A 15,708-nucleotide genomic window follows, 5' to 3' on the forward strand; every position below is an offset into this window, starting at 1 on the left:
AAAAATATGGGTAAGATTTCAAAATTAGTGGAGACTATTGAAAAGGAAAATTTTGAAGAAAGGCCAGAAACTTTAACTCAATCAACAGGTAGAGTTGATAAAAGCGAAGAAAAAGGTCAAGTTTCTGAAAAAGCAACTTTTCCTCATGTGACTCTAACTGAGGTTGATCCTCGTCTTTTGGTCTATCATGAGCCTGAGAGCATCGTGGCTGAAAATTTTAAAATTCTGCGCAGTCAGATTCTCCATCCACGTACTGGTTTGCCTTCAAGGTTTATTTTGGTTACCAGCGCTGTACCTAAAGAGGGTAAAACATATACCTCAATAAGTTTAGCTTTTTCTTTTGCTCGTACAACTCCTACAATTTTAATAGAAGCAGATTTGAGAAAGCCTACTTTTGCCGAAAAATTAGGCATTAAAACCGATAGAGGTTTAGCTGATTTTTTGTCGGGCAAAATATCAGATTTAAGTTCAGTTGTTTATAAGACGGATTATCATAATTTATATATCTTGCCAGCTGGCGAACTAAGCTCTGAAGCTAAAGACCTTTTTAGCTCAGAAGCCATTGTTCACTTTATGGAAGAGTTACGCACAACTTTTCCTAAAGACTTTTTTATATTTGATAGCCCTCCTGTATTGGTGGCTTCAGAAAGCATTTCTCTTTCACGGTTAGTAGATGGTATTTTATTTGTAGTAAGATATGCTTTTTCTGACTATGAAGTTATTGCTGAAGCGGTAGACAAAATTGGCAAATCTAAACTTCTGGGCTTTGTTTTTAATAATTACATGCCTTCCTCTTTAGGGTTGTTTTCTCCAAAACTAAAGTATTACCATTATGCTTATAAATACAAATATTACAGAAAATAGAAGTTAATTACTATGATTTGGTTATTTCATCGTTACTATCCTGCTAGAAAATTACTCTTTTTTGCTTCAGAATTTTTTTTGATAGTATCTTTGTCTCTCCTGGTACTTTATCTCAAAAATCATTATATTGGCTTTGATTTTGATCATTGGCCTTTGTTTGCTAAAATATTTTTTGTGGCCTTTATGTTTCAGTTGTGGCTTTATTATTTTGATCTTTATAGTTTTAGACGCAAAGATTCCTTACTAGATATGTCTCTCCGTTTAGTTCAAGCAGTAGGAGTGGCTACTTTCCTTATAGGTGTATTTTATTCAGTTTTTCCGCGTTTAATGATTAATAATTGGTCTTTTACATTTTTTCTATTTTTAATTATTATTTTGGCCATTTCCTGGCGTCTTTTTTATTTTTATCTTTTAAAAACAGGTTATCTTAATGAGCGTTTAGCTTTGGTTGGCTATTCTTCTTTAGCGAAAGAAATAATTGATGAAATATATAATCAGCTAGATTCAGGTTTTAGCATAACGACAATATTTCATTCTCCACAGGAAAATATTGATTTAGAAAAAACAAAGTTTGAAAAAAAGCCTGTAATTTATAGTAGCTTTGATAACCTTTATAAAAATTGCATCAAAAATCATATTCAAAAAATAGTTGTTTGCTTAGAAGATAGAAGAGGAAAGCTTCCGGTAGATGAACTTTTAGAGTGTCGCATGAAAGGTATTGACGTGGTAGAAGGGGAAACCTTCTATGAACATTTGACCGGGAAAATTTTGGTTGAAAAAATAAGGCCAAGCTGGCTCATTTTTCATGGGGGTTTTTATAAGTCTCGCACTACCATGTTCTTGAAACGAGTTTTAGGACTTATAGTTGCTTCGTTAGGGTTGTTGATTTTATCGCCTATTGCCATTTTAATTGCCATTCTAATTAAGCTTGATTCCCCTGGTCCAGTACTTTTTATTCAAGAAAGGGTGGGCAAGGACGGCAAGATTTTTAAACTTTACAAGTTTCGTTCAATGAGAACTGACGCCGAAAAAGACGCCCCTAAATGGGCTCAAAAAAATGATCCCAGAGTTACACGGGTAGGTAGAGTAATAAGAAAACTTCGCCTAGATGAGATCCCTCAGATGTGGAATGTAATCAAAGGAGATATGTCCTTTGTAGGGCCAAGGCCTGAACGCCCATTTTTCGTAGAACGCCTGCGTCAGAAAATCCCTTATTACGACCAGAGACACACCGTTCTTCCGGGCATTACTGGCTGGGCTCAAATTTGTTATCCTTACGGAGCTTCAGATGAAGATGCTTTAGAAAAATTGAAATATGACCTTTATTACATCAAATACATGTCCGTCATGTTTGATCTTTACATTATCTTTAAAACCATAAAAATCGTATTGTTTGGAGAAGGAGCGCGCTGATGTGTGGCATAATTGGTTACATTGGGCCGAGACCCGTTATACCGGTTTTGCTTGAAGGGTTGAGGCGCCTTGAATACCGTGGCTATGATTCTGCCGGGGTAGCTGTTCTGGCTGAAGGCCGTATAGATGTCATAAGGGCCCTTGGCAAACTTATAAAGCTTGAAGAAGTCCTGGCTTCTTACCACCAAAAAACTGAAGGCATCGGCCTTGGGCATACTCGCTGGGCCACCCATGGAGAGCCAGCAGAACGCAACGCCCACCCTCATGGAGATTGCAAGCAGGAACTGGTAGTAGTTCATAATGGCATAATAGAAAATTATCACCACCTGCGAGCCAAGCTTGAAGACAAAGGGCATAAGTTTCGTTCTCAAACTGATACTGAAGTAATCCCTCATTTAATTGAAGAAGAACTGACCAAGGGAAAGCCTCTGGAAGAAGCCGTCAGAAAGGCCCTGGCCCAGGTAGAGGGTTCATACGCGGTAGGAGTTTTCTGGGCTAAAAAACCTGATAAGCTGGTTGCTGCTCGCAACCAGAGTCCTTTAGTCCTAGGGCTTGGCGAAGGAGAAAACTTCCTGGCCTCTGATATACCCGCCCTTCTTCCCTGGACGCGAAAGGTCCTTTTTCTGGAAGACGGGGAGCTAGCCGTAGTCACCCGCCATGAATGTAAAATTTTTAAACTTCACGACGCAAGCCCTGTGGAAAGAGATCCCGTGGAAATAAAATGGGACGCTGCTATGGCCGAAAAGGCGGGCTTTAAGCATTTTATGCTTAAGGAAATCTATGAACAACCCCAGGCTATTTTGAATACCTTTAGGGGGCGCCTTGACCCTGAAACCGGCCGGGTTGAAATACCAGAGATAATTTTAACCCCTGAAGAAATTAAATCTCTCAACAAAATTTGTATCCTTGCCTGTGGAACTTCTTATCATGCCGGTTTGGTAGGTAAGTATTTATTTGAACGCCTGGTTCGTTTGCCAGTAGAAGTAGAACTAGGCTCTGAGTTCCGCTATCGTGATTTTTTGATTGACGAAAAAACGCTCGTTATCCCTATTTCTCAGTCTGGAGAAACAGCTGATACCCTGGCTAGCCTGAGGCGGGCCAGAGAAGTCGGGGCCAAAGCTATAGCTATTTGTAATGTGCTGGGAAGTACCATTACCCGTGAATCAGACGGAACTATTTACACTCATGCCGGCCCAGAGATCGGGGTGGCTTCTACCAAGGCCTTTACCTCCCAGCTTACGGCCCTTTTATTGCTTGTGCTTTATTTTGGAGAAATAAGAGCAACCTTGTCTGAAAAAGAGCGTAAACGCATAGCCAAAGCCCTTCTCAAGGTACCTTATCAGCTGGAAAAACTTATTGAAAAGCTCCATCCTGATATAAAAGAACTTTCTTATCAGTATCAGAAAAAAAGACATTTCCTTTATCTGGGGCGCAATATCCTTTTCCCTATTGCTTTAGAAGGGGCTTTAAAACTTAAAGAAATTTCTTATATTCACGCCGAGGGTTACGCTGCTGGCGAGATGAAACACGGCCCCATTGCTTTGATTGATGAAGAAATGCCTGTAGTAGCCCTGGCTCCTCAGAACCACCATGTGTACGAAAAGATGATTTCAAATATTGAAGAAGTTAGGTCTCGTAAAGGAGATATTATTGCCTTGGGTACAGAAGGAGATGAAACCCTCAAGAGGGTATCCCCGCAGGTATTGGAATTACCTTCCTGTGAATGGGAGGTTTCTCCCATTTTATACACTATACCTTTACAACTCCTAGCCTATGAGGTAGCAGTAAGGCGGGGTTGTGATGTTGATCAGCCCAGAAACCTGGCTAAAAGTGTTACGGTGGAGTAGATATGGACGCGATTTTAGTTACTGGTGGTGCGGGTTTTATTGGTTCGCATCTGGTGGATAACTTATTGGCTCGGGGAGAAAAAGTCGTCGTTGTTGATGATTTTAATGATTACTATTCACCTAAAATAAAATGGAAAAACTTAAAGCAGGCCCTTAAAAACCCTAATTTTCATCTGGAGCAGGGTGATATTCGTGACCTCCCTTTTCTTGAGCGAGTTTTTAAGCGTTATTCTATAAAATGTGTAGTCCATCTGGCAGCGAGAGCAGGAGTACGCCCTTCAGTAGAAGATCCAATCTTATACGAGGAAGTAAACGGAGTGGGGACGACTAACCTTTTAGAGATGGCCAGGCGTTTTGAAGTGCCCAAGTTTGTTTATGGCAGTTCCTCTTCTGTTTACGGCTACACTGACCAGGTCCCTTTCCGAGAAGATATATGTGCGGACAGGCCAGTTTCTCCCTATGCCGCTACTAAGAGAGCCAATGAACTTATGTGTCATGCCTATCATCATCTGTTTGGTTTAAAGGTAGTCTGTCTTCGTTTTTTTACAGTTTACGGCCCTCGCCAGCGGCCTGAAATGGCCATTCACAAGTTTACCCGTCTCATTGACGAAGGTAAGGAAATACCGGTTTATGGAGATGGTTCTTCTAAACGAGATTATACTTATATTGACGATATTATACAGGGCGTGGTAGCGGCTATTGATAAGGATTTTGATTACGAAGTTTTTAATTTGGGAGAGTCCAGGGTTACGGATCTTTTAACCCTTATAAGGCTTATTGAGGAGAATCTTGCTAAACCGGCAAAGATAAAATTTTTACCTTTTCAGGCGGGAGATGTTCCAATAACATATGCGGACATTTCTAAAGCCAAAAAGCTTTTGGGATATAATCCCCAGGTTCCTATTGAAGAAGGGATAAAACGTTTTATTTCCTGGTATAAGAAAGAAGCGAGAGATATTTAATGGAGGATAACCATGAAGCCTGAAGAATGCACTTTATATCACAGTGGCCTGAGAGGCGCTGAGGCTTATTTTGGTGAGTGTGCGGAAAAATGGGGGGTAAACGAAGTGGTTTTCACTTATGAAGGCCACACTCCAGATAGGGCCAAAAACTTAGTGGTCCTTTCTGATGAAGAGTTAAAGCGCGGAGATATCAGTATGGAGTTGGTGTCCAAAATGATGAAGCGCAATTACGCTAAACCTGAGCGTATTCGTAAAGTGCTACAGGTTATTTTTCATATGGTAAACAAGGGTTACCAGGTTTTTATTGTGGGAGAAATACTACCTAACGCCACGGTAAAGGGTGGTACTGGCTGGGCTGCAGAGCTTGCCAAGCTTTTTAACCGGCCTCTTCATGTGTTTGACCAGAAGCAGGGCCGCTGGTTTACCTGGAAAGACGGAAAATGGGAGGAAGACAACCCTGTTATCTCTCACAATACTTTTGTAGGCACGGGAACACGTAATCTTACTGAAGAAGGCCAGAGGGCTATTGAGGACCTGTTTGCCAGATCGTTTGGTTAAATCTGATTATTTCATAGATATCAGGTCTTAACTGTGGAAAGTTAGATTAGCTTCGTAGTAATATAATTAGCCCCAAGATTGTTATTATAATTCCTGAGAAGCGCATTAAAGTAATTCTTTCTCCCAAAATAAGGAGAGACAAAATAGCTGTTACCAAAGGGTAAGCGGCGGTTAAAGGAACCACTTTTGAGGCCTGGCCGGTTTTTAATAGCGAGAAATAAGTAAACATTCCCAGGACTCCAGCCACTATACCACTGGCCAGGGCTGCTCCTAACTCTTTTCTGCCTAACTGGGGAACAGACTTATATTCTCCACCAATTAAAACGGCTAATACCAAAAGAATGGCAGCAAACCCGGTACGCAAGGCCAGTGCCAAAAGGGGAGACATACCCTTTAAAGCCATTCTTTCAAGAAGTGGAGCAGAGCCCCAGAAAAAGATAGTGAGTAACCAAAGAAAAATAGCTTTGCTAGACATTAGTTTTCGGCCAACTGCTTTTTATATTTTAAGAGCCTTTTTTGTAAGCGCTCATCTGATAGCGCTAACATTTGGATGGCCAGTATAGCGGCATTTATAGAGCCATTTATAGTTACGGTAGCCACAGGTACTCCTGGTGGCATTTGAGCGGTAGATAATAAAGCGTCTATTCCCCCTAAAGTTCCTGTGGCTAAAGGCAGGCCGATTACCGGCAAAATAGTTTCAGAAGCAATGGCTCCTGCCAGATGAGCAGCAAGACCGGCTCCAGCCACCAGAACCTTGATCCCTTTTTCTTCTGCATTTTTTACCAGAGAGCGTACTTTATCTGGATTTCTATAAGATGAGGCTACCACAATGCGATATGGCACCAGAAATTCCTGGAAAACTTCTTCGGTTTTAAAGATAATGGGTAGATCAGACTTGCTTCCGGCAAAAATTAAAACTTTAGGCGGAAGGTGCTTTATGGCTTTTCGGCCGATATCGCGGCGAAAATGGACCCCTTCCCACGAAATCTTTTCTACCGCTTCGTAGGCCTTATCAATGGCTTCAGGTATATCTTTGCCAAGGGCCGTAACCCCTAGTACTCTGCCACCATTAGTTACAAACTCACCGTCTTTTTTAGCTGTTCCGGCGTGAAATACTTTCACCCCGGGCATTCTGCCAACTTCTTCCAGGCCTTTTATGACTTTTCCCTTTTCATACTTTCCAGGATAGCCTTTGCTTGCCATTACCACGCAAACCGCAGCTTCTTCTCTAAGCTCAAGTTTTTTCTCGGCTAATTTGCCTTCTAAAGCCGCCATTATAATTTCAGCGAGGTCACTTTTGATGCGCATCATAAGGGGCTGGCATTCTGGATCTCCAAAACGGCAATTAAATTCAAGCACATAAGGCTCTCCGTCAACAATCATAAGGCCTGCGTAAAGAACGCCCTTGTAGGGAATGCCTTCCTGAGCTAACCCCTTAATTAAGGGTTCCATTATGGTTTTCATGATTTTTTCTTCAAGCTCGGGAGTTACTACTGGCGCCGGGGAGTAGGCACCCATACCCCCTGTGTTAGGCCCTTTGTCACCGTCTAAAAGGGGCTTGTGGTCCTGGGAGGAGGGGAGGACGAAAAGTGTTTTTCCATCTGTAAGTATCATGAAAGAGGCTTCTTCTCCGAAGAGGCATTCTTCTATAACTACCCTATTTCCTGCCTCTCCGAATGCCTTTTCAACCATAATTTTGTTAATGGCTTCCTTTGCTTCTTCTACGGTGTCACAAACGATAACTCCTTTGCCAGCTGCCAACCCGTCGGCTTTAACCACTATAGGAGCGCCCTTTTTTTCAACGTATTCTATAGCTTTTTGAGGGTCATCAAAAATTTCAAAAGAAGCCGTAGGTATGCCGTATTTGGCCATAATTTTTTTTGCAAAAACTTTGCTGCCTTCTATTTGGGCCGCCTTGGCAGAAGGGCCAAATATTTTAAGCCCTCTATCTTCAAAGAAATCTACTATTCCTTTGGCCAGAGGGTCCTCTGGCCCTACAATGGTAAAGGCGATATCTTCTTTTTGAGCAAAATCTGCTAAAGCCTCAAAATCATTTACGGAAATAGGAATACACTCAGCATCTTCAGCAATGCCGGCATTTCCAGGGGCGCAAAAAACCTTTTCTATCAAAGGACTTTGAGCCAGTTTCCAGCACAGGGCATGTTCTCGGCCACCACTACCTAAGACTAAAACTTTCATTTTGACTCCCCTTTCCCGCATTTTCTATTTTTGAAAAAATCCTAGAAGAGCTAGGTTGAGAGGTCAAGCCTTTTCTTTTATCCTTGGATAGAAGGCCGTTTGGGTGGGCGGCCGCGTCTCCGTTTGGGTTTTGGTCCAGGTGGAAATGGGGTCCAGGTGGTATGCCAGAAACGGTAAAATTCCGAGGCCTTTATCTGGTCTGTTGGTAAGCCTACTTTGCGGCAAAAGGCCTCTAGATTTTCTCTGCTCGCTGAAATAACGTGATATGATAGCTTTCGGCGGGTGTGAAAATTTTCGTGGACAGAGATACCACCTGTTTCCGCCCAGTTTACCGCCTCTGGTATCTGGGTGAGATTAAAAAATTTTATAGGCAACTCCTTTTGAAGAGACGCCATTAATTGGTTAAGCTTGGAATAAATTTCATTGTTCATCGTTATGAGAATCGGCCATTTTTAGTGAGGACTTAAAGATGAAAAACAAATTTCCGATAGAAGTTAAAAGAAAGACGTTTGAAACAGAGGTTAAAGTTTTTTGGGACCCTTATACCCCAGGCCATATTAAAATTGACACCGGGGTGGGTTTTCTTGACCACATGTTAGAACTTTTAGCTGTCCACGGAGATTTTAGTTTAGAGGTAAAGGCCAGAGGTGATTTACACGTGGATTATCACCATACAGTGGAAGACGTTGGCCTTACCCTGGGTGAAGCCCTTAGAAAAGGACTTGGTGAGCGCCGAGGTATTTCTCGTTATGGGGAAGCCGTTATTCCTATGGAAGAGGCTCTTGCTGCCGTTTATATAGACCTGGCGGAAAGGCCTTGCTTTGTACAAAAAGGGAAAATGCCGGTGGAAAAAATTGGTACTTTTGATACCGAACTAATCAGTGAATTTTTAAAGGCCCTGGCTATGAAAGGGGCTTTTACTTTGCATATACATTTTATTTATGGAGAGAATGCCCATCATATGGTAGAAGCTGGCTTTAAAGCGTTGGGCCATGCCCTTAAAAGGGCTTTATCTCCTTTAAAGCAAGATAAAGTTCTTTCTTCTAAAGGGGTTCTTTAGGGGTTAAAAATGAAAAGAATTTTAATTTTTTTGTTAATGGGGCTGGTCTTGTTTTCTTGTGCCAGGCCAAAGGATCTTTCTATTTATCCGCCTATTAAGAAAATAGCGGTTCTTCCCTTTGAGCCGGTGTGTCCTGGCCAGAAAGAAGACGAAATAACCTGTGCTTTTGCTGGTAAGATTACGCCTGACAATCAGGTTTCTGTTGAGGCCGCTCAAAAGTTAACCGAACTTCTTTACCAGTATTTGGCAGATAAACCACATATCTACTTAGTACCCGAGAACCAGGCTTTAAGCCTCTGGGCAGAAGTCTTGTCCCTACACACTGGGGCTTCGGCCTATAAATTAATCGCCGAAATAGGGAAGCGCCTTGGAGTAGATGCCGTCCTTTATGGTAAAGTCTTCCGTTTTCGCGAGCGGGAGGGCACGGCCTTTTCGGTGGTTAAGCCTGCTTCGGTGGCCTTTGCCCTTATTTTAGTAAAAGTTCCAGAAGGTAAAGTTATCTGGCGGGGCTGGTTTGATGAAACCCAAAAACCCCTTAGTGAGAATATTTTAAAAATAAAACTTTACGGCAAGATACGCTGGCTGACGGCTGAAGAACTGGCCGAAAGGGGCTTAAAACAGGTCTTGGCTAAATTCCCTTATCTTAATCCCCCGAAAGAATAGGAGGTTTTTTATGCATATAGCGGTAATTGGTACGGGCTATGTTGGCCTGGTATCTGGAGCTGGCATGGCAGACTTTGGCATGAACGTAGTTTGCGTAGATATAGACGAAGAAAAAATAGCCAAACTTAAAGCAGGGGAAATTCCTTTTTACGAACCCGGGCTAAAAGAACTGGTGGCCAAAAACGTAAAGGCAGGAAGGCTTTCTTTTACTACAGATTTGGCAGAGGCGGTAAAACGCACGCTTGTTATCTTTATTTGTGTGGGAACTCCTCCAGCTCCTGACGGCTCAGCAGACCTTTCAGCGGTAAAATCAGTAGCCCTCTCTTTAGCTGAAACCATAGACGAATACAAGGTAATTGTTACCAAAAGTACTGTTCCGGTGGGCACCAATCGCTGGATCAAACAGCTAATAGACGAAAACAAAAAAAATGACGTCAAAGTTGATATTATTTCTAATCCGGAGTTTTTACGTGAGGGTTGTGCTATTGAAGACTTTATGCGCCCTGATAGGGTAGTTATAGGCGGTGAAAGTGACCACGCCATTGCCATAATCAAAGATATTTATCGCCCCCTTTATCTGGCTGAAACCCCTTTTGTGATAACTGACCTTGAAACTGCTGAAATGATTAAATATGCCTCTAATGCCTTTTTGGCCACCAAAATAAGTTTTATTAACGAAGTGGCCACTCTTTGTGATAAAGTGGGAGCAGACGTTATAACTGTAGCCAAGGCCATGGGGCTTGACCCTCGCATTGGTCCCAGGTTTCTTAACCCAGGTCCTGGTTTTGGTGGTTCTTGTTTTCCAAAAGACGTCCGCGCCCTTGCCTATCTCGGCAAACAGAACGACCACCCCATGCATATACTTGAGGCTGTTCTAACTGTTAACGAGAGACAGCGTGAGGTTACCGTGGAAAAGGTTAAGCAAATGTGTGGAGATATTTCTGGAAAAACTATTGCTGTGTTGGGACTAGCCTTTAAACCCAATACCAGTGATGTGAGAGAATCTCCTGCCCTTGATATAATTGAAAAACTGGTGGCTGAGGGCGCTAAGGTGCAGGCCTATGACCCTATAGCCGAAGAAGAATTTAGGAAAGCCAAACCCAATCTTCCGGTTGAATACGCAAGTGATCCCTATGAAGCGGCGGAAGGGGCTCATTGTCTTCTTATACTTACGGAGTGGAATGAGTTCCGCTATCTTGATCTAGAAAAGATAAAAGGCCTAATGGCTGAGCCAGCCATTGTTGACGCCCGCAATATTTATGAGCCAGCTCGTATGCAAAAATTAGGCTTCCGTTATACAGGTATGGGGCGAGGAAACTTGTCTGAAAAAGCTTATCTTTAAGAGTTTTCTTCTATAAGGGCTTGTAGTGCAAAAATAGAGCTTTAATTTTTACAAGCCTGGCTTAAGCAGGCGGAGTATCATTGTGGCGAAGCGGCGCTGTTGTCGTGGGGTAGCCCCTTCGGCATACTTCAAGGCTGAGGTATCCGTGCTGTCACCGCGAGGAGATTTCCATTTCGCTCCGCTTTTTCATTGCGAAGAGATCTCTAGCTTTGTCTGGAAAAAACGAAGCAGTCTAATGGTGGATACTTTAAGGATAAGTATTGCAATCAATGATGCTTTTTTAAAGGTCTCAATAGATGAAATTCTAGCTTACAAGAAACAGGTCTTATTTTGTAGGTGGTGATTAATAGAGAAGAAAAAATTGGTTGCGGGGGGCGGATTTGAACCGCCGACCTTCGGGTTATGAGCCCGACGAGCTACCAGGCTGCTCCACCCCGCGTCAGTCGCTTTTAAAAATAATCTGTTTAAAATTTTTGTCAATAACCTGTAACTTTACCTCTATAAAGCCTTACAGCTTTTGGCTAGAAGGATTACTTTGGAGACTTTTTCAAGCACCAGCATGAGATTTAAGGCCTGAGATAAGTTTTTACCCAGTGTAACTGCTCCATGCCGTTCAAGCACTAAAACATCTGCTTCTTGTGAGGCTTCAGCTACTTCTTTAGCCAAATCTTCAGTTCCAGGTTCCCTATAAGGGACACGGCTTACTTTTCCGAGAATTAGAGGTATCTCTGCTAAATAATTTTTATTAAAATCTTCGCCGGTTAAATCTAAAGCCAGAGTGTAAGGCGGATGGGCGTGAATAATAGCGGAAACATCTTCGCGTGTTTTATAAACTGCTAGATGCATTCTAAATTCAGAGCTCGGGTTGCGCCCATCAATAATGTTGCCTTCTAGATCAAGGACTACTATGTCTTGGGACTCAAGTTCTTTTTTGAAAACACCTGAAGGGGTAATATAAATTCTATCTTTAACCTTTACGGAAATATTGCCTTCACTTCCCACCATCAGGCCTTCTTCTCCGGCTTTACGGGCAAATTCGGCTACAGTGCTTCTTGGAAACTTCACTTTTTACCTCCTTTACATGGTAAATTGGTAAGACCGGCCGTAATATGCCCCAGAGTTAATTCTCCCTGGGCCTTTATTACCAGCTTTCGGGCCAGCCACAGATAAGCTTTTTTAGAGCGCTCAATTAGCTCGCTCTGAAAGCCAAAAGTGACTTCCATTTTTTGAGTTTTCAGGCGGCCACAGACGGTATTGATATTTTCGTCTTTCAAATATTTTAGAAGGGCCTGGTTGGCTTTATCTTTCGCAAAAATCCAGAAGGTCTTTTCTTCACCAGGTTTTTCCATAATGGTATTCATAGAAGCGTAAAAAGCGGAAAGCTCATCATGGACCGGATAATGTTTAAGCTTTATTTCTTTTTCTTTACGGCCATTTTTGTATCTTATTACCTTACCCCTTTGTTGGTCGTAAATAAACTCTTTTAAAACAGCTTTCCCTCTTTCTACCCGATAAATACGACTGCGGCGGGGATATCCTTCCGGGTCAAGCCAGGTGGTCCAGGTTGATTCAAAAGGAAGAAGCATACGCACAAATCCGGTAGTCCAGGCCTTGGCTATGAGCTTGGTGCGGGAGCCGCTTTTTATTACGGTGACTTTTATTTGGCCAGCAGGTATGGCCAGCCAGGAGACTTTGTAATGGTAAACCTGTTTCTCTACGGCCTTTGCCGGCCAGGGCAAAAAACACCACAGAAGAATAAAGCTAATAATTAAATTTTTCACGCAGTTTCTCCTCTACATTGGGAGGCACAAGATCTGAGACGTCTCCGCCGAAACGGGCAGCTTCTTTGACAATAGTAGAACAGATAAAAAACCACCTGAACCCCGGCATAAGAAAGATAGTATCTATTTGGCGATTAAGCTTACGGTTCATAAGGGCCAGCTGGAATTCGTATTCAAAGTCAGAAACAGCCCTTAAGCCTCTTACAATCACCTTGGCTCCTTTCTGAGCGGCAAAATCCACTAAAAGTCCCGGGAAGCTGGTTACTTCTACCCTATCAAAAAAATCATACCCTGAAAGGGCTTTTCTTATCATTTCAAGCCGTTCTTCCACGGTAAAAAGGGGTTTTTTGGCCGGGTTTTCTCCAATGGCTACGATGAGATAATCAAAAATGCGAAGGGCCCTTTTCATCAAATCTATGTGTCCATAAGTGACCGGATCAAAAGCCCCAGGATAAATGGCTATTCTTTTCTCCATTAGCGCCTCCGGTAAAAATGTAGCCTTGTTTGGCCGTAAGTTTTTTCACGAAATTTTATAAGGCCTTCTATCTCTTCTGGAAAATTTTCTTCCGTGTTTTCCTCAACCACTACCACACCATCTTCAGCTAAAAAAGGCTCTATTTTCTTTAAGGTTTTTAATGCAAGGCCGGTGCCATAGGGAGGGGTAATAAAAATTAAATCAAAGGGCGCTTCTGAGAAAAGATTTTTTAAGCCTTTGGGAAGGGTGAGACGCTTTATTTCAGCTGTTTCCTTAAGGCTTGACAGGTTCTCTTTTACCAGAGAAAGGGCTTCGCCACTTTGGTCAACAAAAATGACCTTTTTGGCGCCACGCGAAAGGGCCTCAAGTCCCAGGGCTCCAGTGCCACAAAAAAGGTCAAGCACTTTTGCCCCTTCCACCTGCGGACCAAGGGAATCAAAGAGGGCCTTGCGCACCTTGTCCATCATAGGGCGGATATCGCGAGACTTGGGAGCCTTTAAAATGCGGCCACGGTGTTTGCCAGCGGTTATGCGCATATCTCCAAAATAAAAAAGCGGGGCCAAAGCCCCGCTTTTCAGACTAGCAAGATGGATTTACTTCATTTCTTCAAAATCAGCGTCAATTACGTCATCGCCGCCTTTTTTCTCACTGCTTCCACCCGTCTCACCACCAGCGGTACCCTGAGCTCCTGCTCCAGCAGCGCCAGCCTGACCGGCCTGGGCGTGTTTGTAAGCCATCTCCGCCAGGCGATAAGAGGCCTGGGTAAGCTCTTCAGTAGCTTTGCGGATAGCTTCAAGATCTTCGCCTTCCATAACTTTGCGGAGATTGTCTATCTTTTCCTGGACCTCTTTGCGCAGGTCTTCGGGTACCTTGTCACCCAGTTCACTTAAAGATTTTTCAACAGAGTAGATGATGCTATCAGCCTGGTTGCGGGCTTCAATGAGTTCTTTGCGGCGGCGGTCTTCCTCAGCGTGCATTTCAGCCTCTTTAATCATCTTCTGAATCTCTTCCTCAGTGAGACCAGAAGAAGGCTTCACCACCACCGATTGCTCTTTACCAGTAGCCAGGTCTTTAGCTGTTACGTTTAAGATACCGTCGGCGTCTATGTCAAAGGTAACTTCAATTTGCGGCACACCACGCGGTGCTGGTGGAATACCTACCAGTTCAAAGCGGGCTATGCTCTTGTTGTCCTTGGCCATGGGGCGCTCGCCCTGAAGCACGTGTATGGTAACCGAGGTCTGGTTGTCAGCTGCGGTGGTAAAAATCTGGCTTTTACGTGTAGGTATGGTGGTGCCCCGCGGGATAATCACTGTAAATACACCACCCAGAGTCTCAATACCGAGAGAAAGCGGTGTTACGTCAAGTAGCAACACATCTTTTACTTCGCCCTTGAGAACACCGGCCTGAATAGCTGCCCCCATGGCTACTACTTCGTCGGGGTTTACGCCTTTTACCGGCTCTTTGCCGAATATTTCCTTCACTTTGCGCTGTACTGCCGGCATACGGGTCATACCACCAACCAGCAGGACTTCGTCAATGTCCTGTGGGGTAATGCCTGCGTCTTTCATCGCGATACGGCAGGGTTCTTCCAGACGGTCTAAAAGGTCCTGACACAGGCTTTCAAGTTTAGCCCTGGTAATCTTCATTACCAGGTGCTTTGGGCCACTGGCATCAGCCGTAATAAACGGGAGGTTTATTTCAGTTTCCTGAACCGTTGAAAGCTCAATCTTAGCCTTTTCTGCCGCTTCTTTCAAACGCTGAAGGGCCATACGGTCCTGCCGCAGGTCAATACCGTGTTCTTTTTTGAATTCCTCGGCAATGTAGTCAACCAGGCGCATGTCAAAGTCTTCACCACCAAGGAAGGTGTCACCAGAGGTGGCCTTAACTTCAAAAACACCTTCGCCAATTTCAAGGATGGAGATATCAAAGGTTCCGCCACCAAGGTCAAAGACAGCTACGGTGCCTTCTTTCTTTTTGTCAAGCCCGTAGGCCAGGCAGGCAGCGGTAGGTTCGTTAATGATACGCTTCACATCAAGGCCAGCAATACGGCCAGCGTCTTTGGTGGCCTGGCGCTGAGAGTCGTCAAAATAAGCCGGGACAGTGATAACCGCTTCTTTAACTTCACTGCCGAGGTATTCCTGAGCGTCTTCTTTAAGTTTGCGAAGAATCATAGCGGAAATTTCAGGTGGGCTGTAGCGTTTGCCACGCACTTCTACGTGCGCGTCGCCATTAGGAGCCTCAACAATCTTATAAGGAACGCGTTTAGCCCACTCCTGGACTACAGGGTCTTTGAATTTGCGCCCCATAAGGCGCTTGATGCCGAAAATGGTGTTTTCAGCGTTGGTAATGGCCTGGCGTTTAGCCAGCTGGCCAACGAGAATCTGGCCATCTTCCAAAAAGGCCACCACCGAAGGTGTAGTGCGCGTTCCTTCCTGGTTAGGGATAACTTTAGGCTCTCCCGCTTCGTAGATAGCCATGCAAGAGTTAGTGGTTCCAAGGTCTATCCCAAAAGGTTTGGTGTTTTTTTCACTCATGGTCTCTACC

Annotated in this window: 16 protein-coding genes and 1 tRNA gene; 8 read left to right on the forward strand and 9 right to left on the reverse strand. The window is 43.6% G+C overall.

Features of this window, described 5'->3' with window-relative positions; all coding sequences use genetic code 11:
* The first annotated feature begins 6 nt into the window (after nt 1-6).
* The 5 genes from TH606_RS04150 to TH606_RS04170 are packed head-to-tail and all read left to right on the forward strand — an operon-like array spanning nt 7 to nt 5,644.
* Nucleotides 7-864, forward strand: coding sequence for a P-loop NTPase family protein (locus tag TH606_RS04150; protein WP_068541552.1), 858 nt, complete (start codon nt 7-9; stop codon nt 862-864).
* Nucleotides 865-876: 12 nt separating this feature from the next.
* Nucleotides 877-2,277, forward strand: coding sequence for a TIGR03013 family XrtA/PEP-CTERM system glycosyltransferase (locus tag TH606_RS04155; protein WP_068541554.1), 1,401 nt, complete (start codon nt 877-879; stop codon nt 2,275-2,277).
* The gene (gene glmS / locus TH606_RS04160) at nt 2,277-4,124 is read left to right on the forward strand and encodes a glutamine--fructose-6-phosphate transaminase (isomerizing) (RefSeq protein ID WP_068541556.1); all 1,848 of its coding nucleotides are present in this window, start codon (nt 2,277-2,279) and stop codon (nt 4,122-4,124) included. Before TH606_RS04155 ends, glmS begins: the two co-directional genes overlap by 1 nt.
* 2 nt (nt 4,125-4,126) lie before the next feature.
* Nucleotides 4,127-5,086: a GDP-mannose 4,6-dehydratase gene (locus TH606_RS04165; protein WP_068541558.1), complete on the forward strand. Its 960-nt coding sequence runs from the start codon at nt 4,127-4,129 to the stop codon at nt 5,084-5,086.
* Nucleotides 5,087-5,098: 12 nt separating this feature from the next.
* Nucleotides 5,099-5,644 carry a hypothetical protein gene (locus tag TH606_RS04170; RefSeq protein ID WP_068541560.1) on the forward strand — a complete coding sequence of 182 codons (546 nt, stop codon included), beginning with the start codon at nt 5,099-5,101 and terminating at the stop codon, nt 5,642-5,644.
* A 46-nt stretch (nt 5,645-5,690) separates the two neighbouring features.
* Here the strand turns inward: TH606_RS04170 and TH606_RS04175 are convergent, their stop codons facing one another.
* The 3 genes from TH606_RS04175 to TH606_RS04185 form a co-directional block, all read right to left on the reverse strand.
* Nucleotides 5,691-6,119, reverse strand: coding sequence for an EamA family transporter (locus TH606_RS04175; protein WP_068541562.1), 429 nt, complete (start codon nt 6,117-6,119; stop codon nt 5,691-5,693).
* The gene (gene purD / locus TH606_RS04180) at nt 6,119-7,843 is read right to left on the reverse strand and encodes a phosphoribosylamine--glycine ligase (protein WP_068541564.1); all 1,725 of its coding nucleotides are present in this window, start codon (nt 7,841-7,843) and stop codon (nt 6,119-6,121) included. Before purD ends, TH606_RS04175 begins: the two co-directional genes overlap by 1 nt.
* Nucleotides 7,844-7,920: 77 nt before the next feature.
* Nucleotides 7,921-8,217, reverse strand: a complete 297-nt coding sequence (locus tag TH606_RS04185) for a hypothetical protein (RefSeq protein ID WP_157627857.1) — start codon at nt 8,215-8,217, stop codon at nt 7,921-7,923.
* Between the two features lie 95 nt (nt 8,218-8,312).
* On the opposite strand from TH606_RS04185, the gene hisB reads away from it, so the two are divergent.
* Genes hisB through TH606_RS04200 form a run of 3 tightly spaced genes read left to right on the forward strand, consistent with a single transcriptional unit; the run spans nt 8,313 to nt 10,908 of the window.
* Nucleotides 8,313-8,903: an imidazoleglycerol-phosphate dehydratase HisB gene (gene hisB, locus TH606_RS04190; protein WP_068541568.1), complete on the forward strand. Its 591-nt coding sequence runs from the start codon at nt 8,313-8,315 to the stop codon at nt 8,901-8,903.
* A 9-nt stretch (nt 8,904-8,912) separates the two neighbouring features.
* Nucleotides 8,913-9,566 (forward strand): hypothetical protein, encoded by a 654-nt coding sequence (locus TH606_RS04195; RefSeq protein WP_068541570.1) that lies wholly within the window; start codon nt 8,913-8,915, stop codon nt 9,564-9,566.
* 10 nt (nt 9,567-9,576) lie between these two features.
* Nucleotides 9,577-10,908 (forward strand): UDP-glucose dehydrogenase family protein, encoded by a 1,332-nt coding sequence (locus TH606_RS04200; protein WP_068541572.1) that lies wholly within the window; start codon nt 9,577-9,579, stop codon nt 10,906-10,908.
* Between the two features lie 362 nt (nt 10,909-11,270).
* Here the strand turns inward: TH606_RS04200 and TH606_RS04205 are convergent.
* The 6 genes from TH606_RS04205 to dnaK all read right to left on the reverse strand — a co-directional run bounded on the left by TH606_RS04205 (nt 11,271) and on the right by dnaK (nt 15,698).
* Nucleotides 11,271-11,347: transfer RNA gene (locus TH606_RS04205), tRNA-Met, on the reverse strand.
* A 59-nt stretch (nt 11,348-11,406) separates the two neighbouring features.
* Nucleotides 11,407-11,973, reverse strand: a complete 567-nt coding sequence (locus tag TH606_RS04210) for a class II aldolase/adducin family protein (protein ID WP_082863507.1) — start codon at nt 11,971-11,973, stop codon at nt 11,407-11,409.
* Nucleotides 11,970-12,689, reverse strand: coding sequence for a DUF3108 domain-containing protein (locus TH606_RS04215; protein ID WP_068541574.1), 720 nt, complete (start codon nt 12,687-12,689; stop codon nt 11,970-11,972). Before TH606_RS04215 ends, TH606_RS04210 begins: the two co-directional genes overlap by 4 nt.
* The gene (coaD, locus tag TH606_RS04220; protein WP_068541576.1) at nt 12,670-13,164 is read right to left on the reverse strand and encodes a pantetheine-phosphate adenylyltransferase; all 495 of its coding nucleotides are present in this window, start codon (nt 13,162-13,164) and stop codon (nt 12,670-12,672) included. Before coaD ends, TH606_RS04215 begins: the two co-directional genes overlap by 20 nt.
* Nucleotides 13,164-13,727 carry a 16S rRNA (guanine(966)-N(2))-methyltransferase RsmD gene (rsmD, locus tag TH606_RS04225; RefSeq protein ID WP_082863508.1) on the reverse strand — a complete coding sequence of 188 codons (564 nt, stop codon included), beginning with the start codon at nt 13,725-13,727 and terminating at the stop codon, nt 13,164-13,166. The genes coaD and rsmD overlap by 1 nt, the downstream gene beginning before the upstream one ends.
* A gap of 30 nt (nt 13,728-13,757) precedes the next feature.
* The gene (gene dnaK / locus TH606_RS04230) at nt 13,758-15,698 is read right to left on the reverse strand and encodes a molecular chaperone DnaK (protein ID WP_068541578.1); all 1,941 of its coding nucleotides are present in this window, start codon (nt 15,696-15,698) and stop codon (nt 13,758-13,760) included.
* Between the last annotated feature and the right edge of the window lie 10 nt (nt 15,699-15,708).

It is taken from the genome of Thermodesulfatator autotrophicus (assembly GCF_001642325.1).
Lineage (GTDB): Bacteria > Desulfobacterota > Thermodesulfobacteria > Thermodesulfobacteriales > Thermodesulfatatoraceae > Thermodesulfatator > Thermodesulfatator autotrophicus.

Excerpts from the sequence above, each read along its gene's own strand:
- TH606_RS04150 (WP_068541552.1), top strand. The coding sequence starts at position 7 with ATGGGTAAGATTTCAAAATTAGTGGAGACTATTGAAAAGGAAAATTTT.
- TH606_RS04155 (WP_068541554.1), top strand. The coding sequence starts at position 877 with ATGATTTGGTTATTTCATCGTTACTATCCTGCTAGAAAATTACTCTTT.
- glmS (WP_068541556.1), top strand. The coding sequence starts at position 2,277 with ATGTGTGGCATAATTGGTTACATTGGGCCGAGACCCGTTATACCGGTT.
- TH606_RS04165 (WP_068541558.1), top strand. The coding sequence starts at position 4,127 with ATGGACGCGATTTTAGTTACTGGTGGTGCGGGTTTTATTGGTTCGCAT.
- TH606_RS04170 (WP_068541560.1), top strand. The coding sequence starts at position 5,099 with ATGAAGCCTGAAGAATGCACTTTATATCACAGTGGCCTGAGAGGCGCT.
- TH606_RS04175 (WP_068541562.1), bottom strand. The coding sequence starts at position 6,119 with ATGTCTAGCAAAGCTATTTTTCTTTGGTTACTCACTATCTTTTTCTGG.
- purD (WP_068541564.1), bottom strand. The coding sequence starts at position 7,843 with ATGAAAGTTTTAGTCTTAGGTAGTGGTGGCCGAGAACATGCCCTGTGC.
- hisB (WP_068541568.1), top strand. The coding sequence starts at position 8,313 with ATGAAAAACAAATTTCCGATAGAAGTTAAAAGAAAGACGTTTGAAACA.
- TH606_RS04195 (WP_068541570.1), top strand. The coding sequence starts at position 8,913 with ATGAAAAGAATTTTAATTTTTTTGTTAATGGGGCTGGTCTTGTTTTCT.
- TH606_RS04200 (WP_068541572.1), top strand. The coding sequence starts at position 9,577 with ATGCATATAGCGGTAATTGGTACGGGCTATGTTGGCCTGGTATCTGGA.
- coaD (WP_068541576.1), bottom strand. The coding sequence starts at position 13,164 with ATGGAGAAAAGAATAGCCATTTATCCTGGGGCTTTTGATCCGGTCACT.
- dnaK (WP_068541578.1), bottom strand. The coding sequence starts at position 15,698 with ATGAGTGAAAAAAACACCAAACCTTTTGGGATAGACCTTGGAACCACT.